This window comes from Lentzea sp. JNUCC 0626 (assembly GCF_043632865.1).
Taxonomy (GTDB): Bacteria; Actinomycetota; Actinomycetes; order Mycobacteriales; family Pseudonocardiaceae; genus Lentzea.
In genome coordinates this window covers 6,298,915-6,314,790 of sequence record NZ_CP171635.1, presented here as the reverse complement: position 1 = coordinate 6,314,790, position 15,876 = coordinate 6,298,915, and the positions used below count along the sequence as shown (strand labels likewise).

Genomic DNA, 15,876 nt, shown 5'->3' with positions numbered 1-15,876 from the left:
GCTTATGTGCCTGCCGCACGACGTTTTCTGAGAGTCGGCTGAGATCTTGCGGGCAGCTGAGAGTCCGGCGCGGCATGCTGTGACCCGTGAAGCCTCGTGTGCTGGTCGTGGACGACGAAGTCGGCGTGCGCCGGGCGTTGGAGCGCGGGCTCTCGGCCGAGGGCATGGAGGTCGTCACGGCCTCCGACGGGCCCACGGCGTTGCGAGTGGCGCTGACCGGAGCGTTCGACGTCGTGCTGCTGGACATCATGCTGCCGGGTCTGTCGGGGTACCGCGTGCTGCAACGCATGCGGGCCGACGGGGTGCGGACTCCGGTGCTGATGGTGTCGGCGAAGGACGGTGAGATCGACCAGGCGGACGGCCTCGACCTCGGCGCCGACGGGTACCTGGTCAAGCCGTTCAGCTTCGTCGTGCTGGTCGCGCAGGTCAGGGCGTTGCTGCGCCGCGGGGGAGGCGCGCGCCGCAAGCTCACGCTCGGCAGCCTGGTGATCGATCGCGGGTTGCGCGAGGTCAGCTGGGGCGGGCAGGACGTGTCGCTGTCGCCGCGCGAGTACGCCGTGCTCGACGTGCTGGCGTCCCGCGCCGGGTCCGTGGTGACCAAGGACGAACTGCTGCGCACGGTGTGGGGGGACGAGCAGGCCGCGACGCGCAACGCCGTCGAGGTCTACGTCGGGTACCTGCGGCGCAAGCTGGAGGCCGTCGGCGCCGGTGAGGTCGTGCGGACGATCCGCGGCCACGGGTACATCGCGTCCACTCCGGACCTCGACAACGCGCTGGGCAACAAGTGACCCCTGGCTGGTGGTTGCGGCGCACCCTGCGTTTTCGCATCACCGTGGTGGCCACGGGGGTGGCGCTGCTGTGCCTGCTCGCGTTCACCAGCATCGCGCCCGCGCTGATCGGGCTGATCCAGATCACCGCGGTGGACCAGGAACTGGAGAAGGCCCCGCCGCGCGTGCTCGACGTCGCCGGGGTGCCGGTGGACGGCGGGCCGCCGCTTCCGTTGACGGCGCAGGACATCCGGTCGCTGAAGTCCGGCGAACCCGTGCTGCGCATGGAGGGCCAGTCGGCGCTGCGGTTCCGCGGGCAGGTGGTGTTCGGCGGGGACGGGACGCCGCGGCTGGAGGTGTACGGCAGCACGTTGCTCGGGTACGGGAGCGCGAACACGCTCGGCACGCGCTGGCTCGCCGTCGCCGCGGTCCTGGTGGCCGGGCTGGTGGGGATCGCGACCTGGATCGCGGTGCGGTCGTCGTTGCGGCCGGTCGAACGGATGCGGGTCGCGGCGGGGGAGTTGCCGCACGGCGAACGGTTGCCGGTGCCGCCGTCCCGCGACGAACTGCAGGCGTTGGCCGAGGCGCTGAACGCTCTGCTGGCCCGGCGCGACGACGCCTCGGACCGGTTGCGACGCTTCACCGGGGACGCGGCGCACGAGCTGCGGTCACCGGTCGCGTCGGTGCGGGCGCAGGCGGAGGTCGCCGTCGCGCACCCCGATCCGGACTTCTCGATCGAGGTGCTGGAGTCCGTGGTCGAGGAGTCGATCAGGCTCAGCGCGCTGGTGGACTCGTTGCTGATCCTCGCCCGCGCGGACACCGGGGCACCGCCGCGCGCCGAGGCCGTCGACCTGGTGCTGGAGGCCGAGGCCGCGATCTCCCGGCTGGACGCGGAACTGCTGGTGCGGCTGAACGCGCCGCCGTCGGCGTGCCTGGTGTCGGCGGCGCGGTCCGAGGTCGAGCTGGTGCTGGACAACCTGCTGCGCAACGCCGCCCGGTACGCGTACTCGACGATCACCGTGACGCTCGTGCCGGTCGGCCGGGACGTGCGGCTGATCGTGGACGACGACGGGCACGGCATCCCGGTGGAGCACCGGACGAAGGTGTTCGACCGCTTCTACCGGGTGGACGAGGACCGCGGCCGCCGGACCGGTGGCTTCGGCCTCGGGCTCGCGTTGGTGGCGCACCTCGTGCAACGGCGCGGCGGGTCCGTGCTGGCCGCCGAGTCGCCCGCCGGTGGTGCGCGTTTGGAGATCCGCTGGCCGTCCTGGTAGCAAGCTCTGGTGCCAGAGTTGCGAGCGTCGGCACTGGTCGACGCGCCCGTTGCCGCCGTTGCCGGTGCCCTGCTCGACACCTCGCTGCTCGCGGGGTTCGGCGTGCGGGTGCGGGGACCGTTGCTGTGCCTGGGAGATGAGCTCGTCGGGCCGTTCGGTGTCCGGTTGGTGGTGACCCGCGCGGATCTGTCCGGTGTGTCCGCTGCCGGGGACTTCCTGGAGCTGCACACGGATCTCGTCGTGACCGGGGCCGGGACGATGGTGGTCGACCGGGTCTCGTGGAAGGCCGTCGGCGGGGTCGTCGGGCGGTTCGCGGACGTGACGGTCGGGCGCGGGATGGCGTTGCGGGTGCTGCAGAAGCGGTCCGCGTTGCTGGCCGCCCGGTGCGCGGACCTGGTGTCCGCCCGAGTCGTGGTCGGGGCGGCGATCGTCCGGGATGGACGGATGCTGGCGCAGCAGCGGTCGTTTCCCGTTGACACGGCGGGGAAGTGGGAACTGCCCGGCGGCCGGGTCGAGGCCGGTGAGAAGCCTTCCGACGCTTTGGTGCGCGAATGCCTGGAGGAGCTCGGGGCTACGGTCGTGGTGGGCGAGCAGGTCGGGCCGGACGTGCCGTTGAAGCGCGATCTCGTGCTGCGGATCTTCGCCGCGGAGCTCGCCGACGGTGAGCCGGAAGCGTTGGAGCACAACGCTGTCCGGTGGTTCACCGCCGACGAGCTGCCCGCCGTGGACTGGCTGCCCGCGGATCGCGTGCTGGTGCCCGCCCTTCAGGCTCTCCTCAACTGAGACCGGACAACCTCAGCGCCGCGGTCAGCCGGTGCTGGGCGCGGTCCTGGGCCCGTTCCGCACCGGCCTTCCGGATCCGGTCCAGTTCGGCGGGGTCGCCCAGCAACGCCAGCGTGCGGTCGCGCACCGGTCGCAGCTCCTCGATCACGGCCTCCGCCACGTCGTTCTTCAGCTCGGAGAACCTGCTCGTGTAGTCCTCGGGCTCCTTGCCGGTGCAGGAGGCCAGGATCTCGGTCAGGTTCGCGACGCCCTCGGTCGACGTCACGGCCCGGCGCACCTTGCGCCGCACCAGGTCCGGGTCGTCGAGCACGAACACCACGCCCGCGGAGTTCTGCGCCGACTTGTCCATCTTGCGCGCGGGGTCCGAGAGGTCCTTGATGCGCGCCCCGACCTTCGGCACCACCGCCGTGGGCACGATGAACGCGTCCCCGTAGGCGTGGTTGAACCGGCGCGCCAACGCCCGCGCCAGCTCGACGTGCTGGAGCTGGTCCTCGCCGACCGGCACCTCGGCCGTGCCCTGCAACAGGATGTCCGCGGCCATCAGCACCGGATAGGTCAGCAGGCTGAGCCGCACCGACTCGCGGCCGAGCGACTTCTCCTTGAACTGGATCATCCGCGCGGCCTCGCCGTAGGTGCAGGTGCACTCCAGAACCCAGTTCAGGGCCCCCAACTCGCGGATGAGGTCGCTCTGCACGCACACGCTCGCGGGGTCGATGCCGGACGCGACGAGCACGGCCAGCTGCTCGCGCGTCATGGATCGCAGGCGTTGCGGGTTGTGCGACGACGTCATCGCGTGCAGGTCGCTGATGAAGTACACGTCCTCGTCGGTGCCCTCGGTCGCCCACGTGCGGAGCGCCCCGAGGTAGTTGCCGAGGTGCACCTGGCCGGAGGGCGTGATGGCGGAGAGGCGGATCATGATGTTGGTCCTTCCCTTGGGTTTCGGTGACCTGCCCCGGGACTGACCGCATGAAAAAGGCCGCCCGTCGGGGCGGCCTGCGTCTCTTACGAGCGCGCGTCTACTCCGGCCGCCTGAAAGCGGCCCACCAGAAGGCGTTCAGAGTGCGCACGATGCCCAGTATAGGGCTACCGTCGAAGGATGTTCATCGTGCTGCTGAAGTATTCCGCGCCACTGGAACAGATCGACTACGCCCTCCCCGACCACCGAGCGTGGGTCGAGAAGCAGTACGAGCGGGGACTGTTCCTCGCCTCGGGGCGTCAGGTGCCGAGGACGGGCGGCGTGATCATCACGCGCCCCATGCCCCGGGGCAAGCTCGAAGCGCTGCTCGCGACGGACCCGTGGGCGGAGCAGAAGCTCGTGAAGTACGAGATCTGCGAGTTCGAGGCGACTCGGACGGCGCCGGAGCTGTTGAAGCTGAACGAGGCCGTGCTCCAGCACTAGGTCTGGTTCTCGATCCACTCGATGGCCTTGGTGAGCGCGTCGTCCGTGGACACGTGCGGGGCTATCGGGGCGTTGCCGTACGTCCTGCCAGTGCGGTCGGCCATGACCGCGGTGGTGATGGCGAGCCGCGCGCCGTTCTTGAGTTGATAGGTCTGGTTCGCCGTCGCGAAGCCGGCGGTGGGCGCGCCAAACGAGCGCGTGTTGTGCGCGCCCAGGAACGAGACCAGCACCGCCTCGCCGGAACTGGCGGTCTTGCCGTCGACGAGCACCGCCACGGGGCCGTGCTGCGCGGGCGGGACCCGGTGCCAGCGGTACGAGCGCGTGCCGCCGCTGTAGAGGTGCCTGCGCCTGACGCCCCAGCCGGTCTCGCCGTGCGGGCCGACGAACCTGCCGCGCTCGCCCTCGCCCAGCAGCGGGGCCACGACCGTGAGCATCGGGTGCATCGCGCCGCCGCGGTTGCCGCGCAGGTCCACGATCCACCCGATCGGGTGCGCCGCGATGAGGGCGCGCATCAGCTTGAGGCCCTCGGTGACGTAGGTGTGGCCGTGGCTCGCGTGGATCTCGGGGAGACGCACGACAGCGGTCGTTCCGGTCACCTGACCGGTCGGCACGACGGGCGGTGGCGGTGAGGCCACGCGCTCGGCCGTGATCAGGTGGGTGTGCGGGTTGCCGAGGGCCGCGATCACGTGCCGGATCGCCTCGTCGGCGTTCTCGGCGGCGTGAGCTTGAGCACGTAAGGCGGCCCAGTCGGCTCTCGCGCTCTCGATCGAGTGGCGCTGGAGGAGGTCGAGAGCCTCGTCGACGTGTGCCAGGGCCTCAGGTCTCACGCGGCCTTCTTGAGGGCCTTCTTGGCTGCCTTCGCCGCCTTCTTGGCGGCCTTCTTGCGGGCCTTGTCACGTTCCTTGAGCAGGAACGGGACCGGACAGCGCTTGCACTGGGGTTTCGAACGGCAGCACTTCTTCTTGAGCTTTTTACCCACTGGTTGAACTCCACTCCGACACGTATCGCTAGAGTAGGTGAGGCTCAGTTCACTGGCAGTGTTGTGTGGTAATGGCGACGCAGCCGGTAGTATGAGCAACGGCCCTGCGCATCGAAGTGTCCGGCGCGAGCCCCTCCAACGCCTTCGAAGCTCTAGGAGTTCTGCGTGCCCACGGCCACCGCGTCTGCCCTTCAGACGCGCACTGACCTGCGAAATGTCGCGATCGTCGCGCACGTCGACCACGGTAAGACGACCTTGGTCGACGCCATGCTGCGCCAGTCCGGCGCCTTCTCCGCGCGTGCCGAGCTCGTCGACCGGGTCATGGACTCGGGCGAGCTCGAGCGCGAGAAGGGCATCACGATCCTCGCCAAGAACACGGCTGTGCGCAGGCACACGCCGGACGGCGACGTGATCATCAACGTCGTCGACACCCCCGGCCACGCCGACTTCGGTGGCGAGGTCGAGCGCGCGCTGTCCATGGTCGACGGTGTCGTCCTGCTCGTCGACGCGTCCGAGGGCCCGCTGCCCCAGACGCGCTTCGTGCTGCGCAAGACCCTCGCCGCCGGCCTTCCGGTGATCCTGCTGGTCAACAAGGTCGACCGCCCCGACGCCCGGATCTCCGAGGTCGTCGAGGAGGCCCACGACCTGCTGCTCGACCTGGCGACCGAGGTCGGCGCCGACGAGTCCGTCCTGGACCTGCCGGTCGTCTACGCCTCCGCGCGCGCCGGTCGTGCGTCGCTCACCCAGCCCGAGGACGGCGGCCTGCCGGACGAGGAGAACCTCGACACCCTGTTCCAGGTGCTGCTCGAGCACATCCCGGCCCCCGAGGTCGACGTCGACGGCCCGCTGCAGGCGCTCGTCACGAACCTCGACGCGTCGACGTTCCTCGGCCGCATCGCGCTGTGCCGCATCCACCAGGGCACCCTGCGCAAGGGCGAGACCGTGGCGTGGTGCCGCGAGGACGGCGAGCCCGTCAAGGTCCGCATCACCGAACTCCTCATCACCGAGGCCCTCGACCGCCAGCCGGCCGAGTTCGCCCGCGCGGGTGACCTGGTCGCCATCGCCGGCATCCCGGACATCACGATCGGCGACACCCTCGCCGACGCCGAGGCCCCGGTCGCGCTGCCCCGCATCACCGTCGACCAGCCGGCCATCTCGATGACCGTCGGTGTGAACACCTCGCCGCTGGCGGGCCGCAACGGCGGCACCAAGCTCACCGCCCGCGTGCTCAAGGCCCGCCTCGACGCCGAACTCGTCGGCAACGTGTCGGTCAAGGTCCTCCCGACCGAGCGCCCGGACACCTGGGAGGTGCAGGGCCGAGGCGAACTCGCCCTCGCCATCCTGGTCGAGCAGATGCGCCGCGAGGGCTTCGAGCTCACCGTCGGCAAGCCCCAGGTGGTCACGCACACCGTCGACGGCAAGATCCACGAGCCGTTCGAGCGCCTGTCCGTCGACTGCCCCGAGGAGCACCTCGGCGCCGTCACCCAGCTCCTGGCGAACCGCAAGGGCCGCATGGAGAACATGTCGGGCCACGGCACGGGCCGCATCAAGCTCGACTACGTGGTCCCGTCGCGGGGCCTCATCGGCTTCCGCACCGAGTTCCTCACCGAGACCCGCGGCACCGGCATCGCCAACGCCGTCTCCGAGGGCTACGGCCCGTGGGCGGGCGAGATCCGCACCCGCCACAACGGCTCCCTGGTGGCCGACCGCACCGGCTCCATCACCGCGTACGCGATGATCCAGCTGGCCGACCGAGGCACCTTCTTCGTGGAGCCCGGCGCCGACGCCTACGAGGGCATGGTCGTGGGCGAGAACCCGCGCGCCGAGGACCTGGACGTCAACATCACCCGCGAGAAGAAGCTCACCAACATGCGCTCCTCCACCGCGGACGTGATGGAAACCCTGGCCCGCCCCCGCAAGCTCTCGCTCGAGGAGGCCCTCGAGTTCTGCGCCTTCGACGAGTGCGTGGAGGTGGCCCCCGAGGTCATCCGCGTCCGCAAGGTGATCCTGGACGCGAACCTGCGGGGCCGCGAGCGCTCGCGCCTCAAGAACCGCGTCTGACCGCACCACCGCTGACCGCACGAAGGGCGGCAGGACCCACCAGGGTTCTGCCGCCCTTCGGCGTTCGTGGGGAACGAGGGGGAGACGGGGCCAGATGGGCGGGTGAGGTGGCAGAGCGTTCGGTAGCCGAGCGACGGGCAGCCAAGAGCTAAGTGACCAATGGCTTGAGGAGAACGAAGCCGCAGGACAGGCCGAATGAGCGCGAGCATCGCGATGGCGCAGCCGAGCCCACCCAAGACCCAACGGCAAAGCCGGAGGCGAGGCGTCCTTCTTGGCTGAAGACAACGCGCGCCCGAGCTACGCGAAGCCGAAGGCGAGCCCGTCAGTCGTGGCGAAACCGTCCAGCCGGTATCGGTGACGTGCGGTGTCGACGCAACCACGTACGTGTGGGATTGGGGCTTGACTTTGGGTGCGAGGTGCTACCACTCGTGGCTCGGCCGGGCGCTTTTCAGCCCGGCCCTTTCCGGCCGACCAGCGCCTCGCAAGGGCCCCGAAGTCAAGCCCCAATCCCTATCGTCGCGAAGCGGCGATGTCGAAACCAAAGCTCGTCCAGGTCTGCACGACCACGCTGGAACGCAACCCCACCCCGCCCACCCGCGTCCAACCAAGTGAGGCGACAACTGACGCCACGAGTGGCAAGGGTGACAAAACCTGGGTTGCCCGAACACCACCACACCCCTTCTGGCAATGTGAGGACCATGAGGCGACTCGGGGGAGTGCTAGCCGCCGCAGTGCTGTGCACAACAGCCGCGGCGTGCACGAACGCGCCCCCTCCCCCTCTGGTCCCCAAGTCCGAGGCCCCGGTCATCACCACGACGGGCCCGAAGGTGACCGAGATAGTCGTGGGCGTGGACGACGTGGCAGGCGGCTACAACCCGCACTCCCTGGCGGCCCAGAGCCCCATCACCACCGCGCTGAGCTCACTCCTGCTCCCATCCCCGTTCCGGCCGGGCAACGACGGCGCCCCGCAGCTGGACCGCAACCTGATGGTGAGCGCCAAGGTCACCAAGGCCGAACCGTTCACGGTCACCTACACGATCCGCAAGGACGCCAGCTGGTCGGACAGCGCACCGATCGCCGCCGAGGACTTCTACTACCTCTGGCAGCGTATGCGCGCCGAACCGGGCGTCGTGGATCCGGCCGGTTACAGGCTCATCAACAACATCAGCGCCCGGGAGGGCGGCAAGGTCGTCGAGGTCGCCTTCGGGAAGCCGTTCCCGGGCTGGCGGAGCCTGTTCTCGAACCTCCTGCCGGCCCACCTCCTCAAGGACGCCCCGGGCACGTGGTCGAACGTGCTCTCCAGCAACTTCCCGGCCACCGCGGGCCCGTTCCAGGTGCGCAGCCTCGACGAACCACGAGGCGAAGTCGTGCTCGAACGCAGCGACCGGTACTGGGAGGTGCCGACGACGCTCGACCGGGTCGTGATTCGTCGTGCCACGCACAGTCAGATGGCCGAGTCACTGTCCAAAGGCGACAATCAGGCCGCACTGCTGAGGGCTGACGCGTCGGACGTGAACCTGCTGAAGACCATCGAGCAGGTCACCACGCAACCCGTGCCGCGCAACGAGGTCGTGCAGGTGCTGCTCCGGCCGGGCAGCGCGCAGCTCAAAGACGTCAAGATGCGGAAGGCGATTCTCGCCGCGCTCGATCGGGAGGCGCTGATCGCGTCCGGCACGCAGAGCGGGCCCAGTGCCTCGTTCCGCGCCGACTCCTACGTCGTGCCGCCCAGCCGTGCGGGGTACACGAAGACGATCAACGCGAACACGCTCGACGCGGCGCTGAGCGATCAGTTGCTGACCGAGTCCGGGTTCGTGAAGTCCGGCACCGAGTGGCAGAAGGACGGCAAGCCGCTCAAGCTGAGGATCGCCGCGCCGGAGAAGACCGAGCCGTACGTGAGCCTCGCGAACCGGATCAAAGTGCAACTGAAGGACCGCGGGGTTGACTCCGAGGTCGTCACGCCGACCGCCGAGGACCTCTTCAGCAAGGAACTGGTCGAGCAGAACGTCGACATCGCTGTCGTGCCGCGCGTCGACGCCGGTGACTCGGCGGCGGCGCTCGCGAGCGAGTTCGGGTGCGTCGGGGACGCGCCGGACGGTGCGACGCCGAGTCCGCTCAACCCCGCCGGGTTCTGCGACCTGGCGATCCAGGCCGACATCGACGCCGCGCTGAACGGCAAGGCGTTGCTCTCCGACGTGCTGGCCCGGGTCGAGCCGTTGATCGGGGCTCAGGCGGTGTCGGTGCCGCTGTTCCAGGTGGTCGATCTGCTCGGAGTTCTGCCCACGATGGTTTCGGGAGTCGGAACCGGGGCACCCCTCGCGGGCGTGCTCAGCGGTGCACCCGAATGGCGGCGCCTCGACAAGTAGTCGGGGGGCCGGAAATCGTTTGCGCGGGCTGTTCAACCGTTGCTACGTTCGGCCGTTCTCGTTGACAGAATTTCTGGCGCCCGGTCAACGAACGCACGCGCCCGGTAATCGGGCCATTGCGCCGCGCTACAACCTGTTTCCATTGGGTCACGATCGCCCTCCCAGGTAGTGACCACCGCCTCAGCGGGTTCTTACCGTGCTGCCCACGATGTGCCGGTTCGGGGCGCGTATGGCACATCACGGTTATGGGCGTGCAAGCCGACCAGGCCACGCCGCCCAGTGCTAGGAGGGCACGTGTCGATGAGGAGAACCAAAGCACTGCCGGCGATCGCGCTGGTGGCCAGCGCGTCTCTCGTGCTGGGTGCCTGCGGTGGCGGCGGCGGTGGCAGCAGCGACGCCAACGGTGGCGACGCCACCATCGCGGAGATGGCTGTCGCACGCGGTGAGTCCGGGGACGGGTACACCGCGCCGGACACCAAGCAGAGCGACCAGATCGTCGTCTCTACGGACAAAGCGTTCACGTCGTACAACAACGCGACCGAGGACGCCAACCAGTCCTACAACACGTTCGCGCTGGTTCTCGCACAGCCGGGTGCGCACATCCTGAACGGCAACAACAAGTACAGCCTCAACAAGGACGTCATGGAGAGCGTCGAGGTCACCTCGCAGTCTCCGCAGGTCGTCACCTGGAAGATCAAGAAGGGCGTTGCCTGGTCCGACGGCGAGGCCTGGGACTGCGACGACTTCTACATGGCGTGGTTCACCCAGAGCGACTCGGCCAAGAAGGCCGACGCCAGCAAGTTCTTCAAGGCGGCCGGCACCACCGGGTACAACCTGATGACCGGTGAGTGCAAGGACGACCAGACGTTCGTCGGCTCCTTCGAGTCGCCGTACCCGGACTACATCGGCCTGTTCAACAACGACGTTCTCCCCGCGCACATCCTGGAGAAGAACGCCGGCATCGCCGACATCACCAAGCTCAACAAGGCTTCCGATCCCGCCGAAATCCAGAAGGCTGCTGACTTCTGGAACGAGAAGTGGAACGGCTTCACGAAGGACCTCATGCCGGGCGCCGGCCCGTACATGCTGACCGCCTTCGAGCCGAACCAGTCGGTCACGCTCGAGCGCAACCCGAAGTGGGCCGGCAAGCCCGGTGGCCCCGCCAAGATCATCCTGAAGGCGGTGCCGGACCCGGTCGCGCAGGCGCAGGCGCTGGAGAACGGTGAGGTCGCCGTCAACTCCATGGCCCAGCCCGACGCGAACGCCGCGACGAAGCTGAAGGGCCTGAGCGCCCAGGGCATCACGTTCGGCGCGGGCCCCGGCCTGTCGTTCGAGCACCTGGACATCCAGTTCAAGAACCCGGTGCTGGCCAAGGAAGAGATCCGCAAGGCGTTCTTCATGTGCGTCAAGCGCCAGGACATCATCGACAAGCTGGTCACCGAGGTCCAGGCCGACGCGAAGCCGCTCGGCAGCCTGATCTTCTTCCCGAAGGACGAGGGCTACAAGGACGTCTACGCCGACAAGGCCAAGGGTGACCCGGCCGAGGCGAAGAAGATCCTCACCGACGCCGGCTGGGCGCAGGGTGCGGACGGCGTGTTCGCGAAGGACGGCGTGCGTGCCTCCTTCCGGATCAGCCACACCGACATCCCGCGGCGCAAGCAGACCGTCGAGCTGATCCAGGGCCAGTGCAAGGAAGCCGGCATCGAGGTCAAGGACGACACCGACCCGAACTTCCTCGACGAGCGCGTCTCGCAGGGTGACTACGACGTCGCGCTGTTCGCGTGGTCCGGTGGCCCGCTGAAGAGCGACAAGAAGTCGATCTACGAGACCGGCGGTGGCCAGAACTGGCAGAACCTGAGCGTCCCGGCTGCTGACGCCGCCATGAAGGAGGCCGTCTCGCAGACGTCGATCTCCGAGTCGCTCAAGTTCTTCGCCAAGGCCGATGAGGAGATCGCGAACGCCTACGGTTCGCTTCCGCTCTTCCAGATGCCGAACATGTGGGCCTTCAAGGAGCTCGACCGCGTGTACTTCCAGAGCTACTACGGCGCGCTGTGGAACGCCAACGAGTGGCAGACCAAGTAATCGCCATAGCTGAAGTGCGCAACGCCTGACCGGGCGGGGCCGGACCACGAGTCCGGCCCCGCCCGAGCCGGGTTGCCCCCTAGGAGCCCGCCCGTGATCCGCTACATCATCCGGCGCCTGCTGATCTCGATACCCATCCTGCTGATCGGCAGCTTCGCCTGTTACGTCCTCGTCGCCACCGCCGGAAACCCCTTGGCGGAGATGCGATTCCGGCCCGGCGTCACCGAAGCCGACCTCAAGGCGGCCGAGGTCGCCCTCGGCTTGGACCAGCCCGTCGTCATCCGCTACTGGAACTGGCTCACCGACTTCCTGTCCGGTGACTGGGGCCAGAGCATCGCCCTCGGTCAGGCCAAGACCGCCGTCTTCCCCGCCGTCACCGACGCGCTGTGGACCACCGGCCGCCTCGTCATCGGCGCCGAACTCCTCGCGCTCACACTGGGTGTCTCGGTCGGCGTGCTCGCCGCCGTGCGCCAGTACTCGATCTTCGACTACCTCGCCACCAGCACCGCGTTCCTCATGTTCTCGATGCCGATCTTCTGCGTCGCGGTCATCGTGAAGAACTACGGCATCCAGTTCAACAACGTCCTGGAGTCGATGGGGCTGGACCGCTGGCTCACCACCGCGGGCCCGCGGCCGGGTGGCTTCAGCGGCAGCTTCGGCGAAGTGATCTTCAAGTACACCGGCACGTTCCTGCTGCCGACGGTCGCGCTGATGCTGATCAGCTTCGCCGCCTACAGCCGGTTCGAACGCGCCTCCATGCTGGAGATCCTGCACTCGGACTTCGTGCGCACCGCGCGGGCGAAGGGCATCTCGCAGAGCCGCGTGATCTTCCGGCACGCGTTCCGCAACGCCCTGATCCCCGTGTCGACGCTGTTCTCGCTGAACTTCGGTGCCGTGCTGTCCGGCGCGATCATCACCGAGACCGTGTTCGGCTGGGCCGGCATGGGCACGCTGCTGGTCAACTCCGTGCGGCAGTTCGACCCGCCCATGCTGATGGGCTGGCTCGCGGTCACGGCCACCCTGATCGTGCTGTTCAACCTGATCGCCGACGTCGTGTACGGCATCCTCGACCCTAGGATTCGCCTTGGCTAACATCAACTTGGCGTCCGAGGGCGGCGTGGTGAACAGCGCTCCCCAGTCCGACTCCCACGAGTTCGACGCCACCAAGACCCGCACGCAGGGCCAGTTGGTCATGCGGCGTTTCCTGCGCCACCGGCTCGCCATGGTGAGCCTCGGCGTCTTCGTCTTCCTCGTGCTGTTCGCGTTCCTCGGACCGTTCATCTGGACGTTCGACTACGAGGACGTGAGCAGCAAGTCCTACCAGCCGATGAGCGGCACGCACCCGCTCGGCACCACCCAGGTCGGCAAGGACATGCTCGCGCTTCTCATGCGCGGCACCGGTTATTCGCTGCAGATCGCGTTGATCGTGGCCGCGCTGGCGACGGCGATCGGCGTGACGTTCGGCGCGCTCGCCGGTTATCTGCGCGGCTTCGTCGACACGGCGCTGATGCGCCTCGTCGACCTGCTGCTGATCATCCCCCAGATCGCGGTCGCCGCGATCGTCGTCAAGGGGTTCTCGGGCAGCTGGTACGTCGTCGCGCTCGTGCTCGCCGCGTTCGCCTGGATGTCGATCGCCCGCATCACCCGGGGTGAGACGCTTTCCTTGGCACAGCGGGAGTTCATCGAGGCCGCCCGCGCGTGCGGCGCCTCGACGCCGCGGATCATCTTCAAGCACCTCGTGCCGAACATGATCGGCAGCATCACCGTCAACGCCACGCTCGCGATCGCCGCCGCGGTGCTCACCGAGGCCGCGTTGTCGTTCCTGGGACTGGGAGTCCAGCCCCCGGACACCTCGCTCGGCGTGATCGTGCTGGAGAACTACGGGCAGTTCATGAACCGGCCGTGGCTCTTCTGGGGTCCGTTCATCGTGCTCGTGTCGCTCTCCCTGGCCGTCAACTTCATCGGTGACGGCCTGCGCGACGCGTTCGACCCGAGGCAGACGAAGGTGCGTGCCTGATGAGTGTTTCCGAACTGACGGAGGACTTCCTGCCCTCCAACACCACCGCGCCGCTGCTCTCGGTCAAGGACCTCAGCGTCACCTTCCCGACCGACGACGGCGACGTCCGCGCCGTGCGCAACGTCTCGTTCGACCTCAACGCGGGCGACGTGCTGGGCATCGTCGGCGAGTCGGGCTCCGGCAAGTCGGTGTCCTCCATGGCGATCATGGGCCTGCTGCCCAAGAACGCCGTCATCGAAGGCTCGATCCGCTACCGCGGTGAGGAGCTGAACGGCCGCACCTACAAGCAGATGCAGCCGTTCCGCAGCAAGCACATCTCGATGATCTTCCAGGACCCGATGACGTCGCTGAACCCCGTCTACACCGTGGGGTGGCAGCTCGCCGAGACCTACCGCGCGCACCACGACGTGTCGAAGAAGGCGGCGTGGGCCAAGGCGGTCGAGGCGCTCGAACTCGTCGGCATCCCGCAGCCGGACAAGCGCGCGGCCCAGTACCCGCACGAGTTCTCCGGCGGCATGCGGCAGCGCGTGGTCATCGCGATGGCGATCATCAACGACCCCAGCGTGATCATCGCCGACGAGCCGACCACCGCGCTCGACGTGACGGTGCAGGCGCAGATCCTCGACACCATGCTCCGGCTGCAGTCCGAGACCGACGCGGCGATCGTCATGATCACGCACGACCTCGGCGTGGTCGCGGGCATGGTCAACCGCGTGCAGGTGATGTACGGCGGCACCGTGGTCGAGTCCGGCCCGGTCGACGACGTCTTCGAACGGCCGCGGATGCCCTACACCGTGGGACTTCTGGGCTCCGTGCCCAATCCGTCCACTTTGGGCAAGCGGCTCACCCCGATCAAGGGCGCGCCGCCGTCGCTGGTGAACCTGCCGTCCGGCTGCTCGTTCTCGCCGCGCTGCCCGCTCGTCACCGACGTGTGCCACGAGTGGGAGCCGATGCTCGAGGAGGCGGGCGCGGCGAACCACACGACGCGCTGCCACCGCTGGGAGCACCTGGCGACGATCGAGACGCCGCAACGGTTGTTCCTGCACGAGGAGATCGGCTCGGTGGAGAACCCGGCCGCGTTCGTCGCGGCCAACCCCGACGAGTCGCTCGAAGTGACCGCCGTGCACGGCTCGCTGGTAACCGATGAGGAGGCGAAGTGACCGCTCCGCTGCTGGAGGTCACCGACCTCGTCAAGGAGTTCCCGGTGCGCGGCAAGGGAATCATCCCGCGCAACGTCGGTACGGTGCAGGCCGTGTCCGGGGTGTCGTTCACCCTGCACCCCGGTGAGACGCTCGGTCTCGTCGGCGAGTCCGGTTGCGGCAAGTCCACGACCGGGCGCGCGATCCTGCAGCTGCACAAGCCGACCTCGGGCTCGGTGAAGTTCGAGGGCCGCGAGCTCACGTCCATGAGCACCAAGCAGTTGCGGCCGTTGCGCAAGGACATCCAGATCGTCTTCCAGGACCCGTACGCGTCGCTGAACCCCAAGTGGCAGGTCAACGACATCATCGCGGAACCCCTGGTGATCCACGGTGTCGAGGGCGGCGTGCAGCGCCGGGTCAACGAGCTGATGGAGCTCGTGGGCCTCAACCCCGAACACCGCAGCCGGTACGCGCACGAGTTCTCCGGCGGCCAGCGCCAGCGCATCGGCATCGCCCGCGCCCTGGCGTTGAACCCGCGGTTCCTGGTGCTGGACGAGCCGGTGTCCGCTTTGGACGTCTCGGTGCAGGCCGGTGTCGTGAACCTGTTGGAGGAGTTGCAGGAACGGCTCGGGCTGGCCTACCTGTTCGTCGCGCACGACCTCTCGGTGGTGCGGCACATCTCGGACCGAGTCGCGGTCATGTACCTCGGCAAGATCATCGAGATGGGCGAGCGCGAGGCCATCTACAACAAGCCGATGCACCCGTACACGCAGGCGTTGCTGTCGGCCGTGCCGATGCCCGACCCGAAGGCGGAGCGCAAGCGCCAGCGGATCGTGCTGACCGGGGACGTGCCGTCGCCCGTCAATCCGCCGTCGGGCTGTCGCTTCCGCACCCGGTGCTGGAAGGCGCAGGACATCTGCGCCACCGAAGAACCCCGGCTGGAAAGGCGCGGCGGGCCGGACGGCACGCTGTCCGCCTGCCACTTCGCCGAGGAACGTTCGGTCGTGTAGCA

The 15,876-nt window shown here is 68.5% G+C and carries 14 protein-coding genes; 11 read left to right on the top strand and 3 right to left on the bottom strand.

Translation table 11 applies throughout. The annotated features are described in order from the left end of the window. Window positions 1-86: 86 nt before the first annotated feature. The 3 genes from JNUCC0626_RS28585 to JNUCC0626_RS28575 are packed head-to-tail and all read left to right on the top strand — an operon-like array spanning window position 87 to window position 2,824. The gene (locus JNUCC0626_RS28585; RefSeq protein ID WP_394613839.1) at window positions 87-788 is read left to right on the top strand and encodes a response regulator transcription factor; all 702 of its coding nucleotides are present in this window, start codon (window positions 87-89) and stop codon (window positions 786-788) included. Between the two features lie 47 nt (window positions 789-835). Then, a complete protein-coding gene (locus tag JNUCC0626_RS28580) occupies window positions 836-2,041 on the top strand; it encodes a sensor histidine kinase (protein WP_394613838.1) in 1,206 nt (401 codons plus the stop codon). 9 nt (window positions 2,042-2,050) lie between these two features. Next, complete coding sequence (locus JNUCC0626_RS28575) at window positions 2,051-2,824, top strand: (deoxy)nucleoside triphosphate pyrophosphohydrolase (RefSeq protein WP_394613837.1); 774 nt, start codon at window positions 2,051-2,053, stop codon at window positions 2,822-2,824. Here the strand turns inward: JNUCC0626_RS28575 and trpS are convergent. Further along, window positions 2,817-3,740, bottom strand: coding sequence for a tryptophan--tRNA ligase (gene trpS / locus JNUCC0626_RS28570; protein WP_394613836.1), 924 nt, complete (start codon window positions 3,738-3,740; stop codon window positions 2,817-2,819). The two genes, JNUCC0626_RS28575 and trpS, sit on opposite strands and share 8 nt — an antisense overlap. Window positions 3,741-3,920: 180 nt before the next feature. Here trpS and JNUCC0626_RS28565 point away from each other — a divergent pair, with 180 nt between their 5' ends. After that, window positions 3,921-4,223 carry a YciI family protein gene (locus tag JNUCC0626_RS28565; protein ID WP_394613835.1) on the top strand — a complete coding sequence of 101 codons (303 nt, stop codon included), beginning with the start codon at window positions 3,921-3,923 and terminating at the stop codon, window positions 4,221-4,223. Here JNUCC0626_RS28565 and JNUCC0626_RS28560 read toward each other — a convergent pair. Together JNUCC0626_RS28560 and JNUCC0626_RS28555 are read right to left on the bottom strand one after the other, a co-directional pair. After that, on the bottom strand, window positions 4,220-5,050 hold the full coding sequence (locus JNUCC0626_RS28560) for a S41 family peptidase (protein ID WP_394613834.1): 831 nt from the start codon (window positions 5,048-5,050) through the stop codon (window positions 4,220-4,222). The genes JNUCC0626_RS28565 and JNUCC0626_RS28560 overlap by 4 nt on opposite strands. Further along, window positions 5,047-5,202, bottom strand: coding sequence for a hypothetical protein (locus JNUCC0626_RS28555; protein ID WP_162185756.1), 156 nt, complete (start codon window positions 5,200-5,202; stop codon window positions 5,047-5,049). Before JNUCC0626_RS28555 ends, JNUCC0626_RS28560 begins: the two co-directional genes overlap by 4 nt. A gap of 165 nt (window positions 5,203-5,367) precedes the next feature. Here JNUCC0626_RS28555 and typA point away from each other — a divergent pair, with 165 nt between their 5' ends. The 7 genes from typA to JNUCC0626_RS28520 all read left to right on the top strand — a co-directional run bounded on the left by typA (window position 5,368) and on the right by JNUCC0626_RS28520 (window position 15,874). Continuing rightward, window positions 5,368-7,263, top strand: coding sequence for a translational GTPase TypA (typA, locus tag JNUCC0626_RS28550; protein ID WP_394613833.1), 1,896 nt, complete (start codon window positions 5,368-5,370; stop codon window positions 7,261-7,263). Window positions 7,264-7,961: 698 nt separating this feature from the next. After that, window positions 7,962-9,626, top strand: a complete 1,665-nt coding sequence (locus JNUCC0626_RS28545; protein WP_394613832.1) for an ABC transporter family substrate-binding protein — start codon at window positions 7,962-7,964, stop codon at window positions 9,624-9,626. A 300-nt stretch (window positions 9,627-9,926) separates the two neighbouring features. Continuing rightward, complete coding sequence (locus JNUCC0626_RS28540) at window positions 9,927-11,708, top strand: ABC transporter family substrate-binding protein (protein WP_394613831.1); 1,782 nt, start codon at window positions 9,927-9,929, stop codon at window positions 11,706-11,708. A 93-nt stretch (window positions 11,709-11,801) separates the two neighbouring features. Continuing rightward, window positions 11,802-12,800, top strand: a complete 999-nt coding sequence (locus JNUCC0626_RS28535) for an ABC transporter permease (RefSeq protein ID WP_394613830.1) — start codon at window positions 11,802-11,804, stop codon at window positions 12,798-12,800. A 28-nt stretch (window positions 12,801-12,828) separates the two neighbouring features. Then, window positions 12,829-13,725, top strand: coding sequence for an ABC transporter permease (locus JNUCC0626_RS28530; protein WP_382440406.1), 897 nt, complete (start codon window positions 12,829-12,831; stop codon window positions 13,723-13,725). Beyond that, window positions 13,725-14,885, top strand: a complete 1,161-nt coding sequence (locus JNUCC0626_RS28525; RefSeq protein WP_394613829.1) for an ABC transporter ATP-binding protein — start codon at window positions 13,725-13,727, stop codon at window positions 14,883-14,885. The genes JNUCC0626_RS28530 and JNUCC0626_RS28525 overlap by 1 nt, the downstream gene beginning before the upstream one ends. Then, complete coding sequence (locus JNUCC0626_RS28520) at window positions 14,882-15,874, top strand: ABC transporter ATP-binding protein (protein WP_285643452.1); 993 nt, start codon at window positions 14,882-14,884, stop codon at window positions 15,872-15,874. The genes JNUCC0626_RS28525 and JNUCC0626_RS28520 overlap by 4 nt, the downstream gene beginning before the upstream one ends. Window positions 15,875-15,876 lie beyond the last annotated feature (2 nt).

Excerpts from the sequence above, each read along its gene's own strand:
- trpS (WP_394613836.1), bottom strand. The coding sequence starts at position 3,740 with ATGATCCGCCTCTCCGCCATCACGCCCTCCGGCCAGGTGCACCTCGGC.
- JNUCC0626_RS28565 (WP_394613835.1), top strand. The coding sequence starts at position 3,921 with ATGTTCATCGTGCTGCTGAAGTATTCCGCGCCACTGGAACAGATCGAC.
- JNUCC0626_RS28545 (WP_394613832.1), top strand. The coding sequence starts at position 7,962 with ATGAGGCGACTCGGGGGAGTGCTAGCCGCCGCAGTGCTGTGCACAACA.
- JNUCC0626_RS28540 (WP_394613831.1), top strand. The coding sequence starts at position 9,927 with ATGAGGAGAACCAAAGCACTGCCGGCGATCGCGCTGGTGGCCAGCGCG.
- JNUCC0626_RS28525 (WP_394613829.1), top strand. The coding sequence starts at position 13,725 with ATGAGTGTTTCCGAACTGACGGAGGACTTCCTGCCCTCCAACACCACC.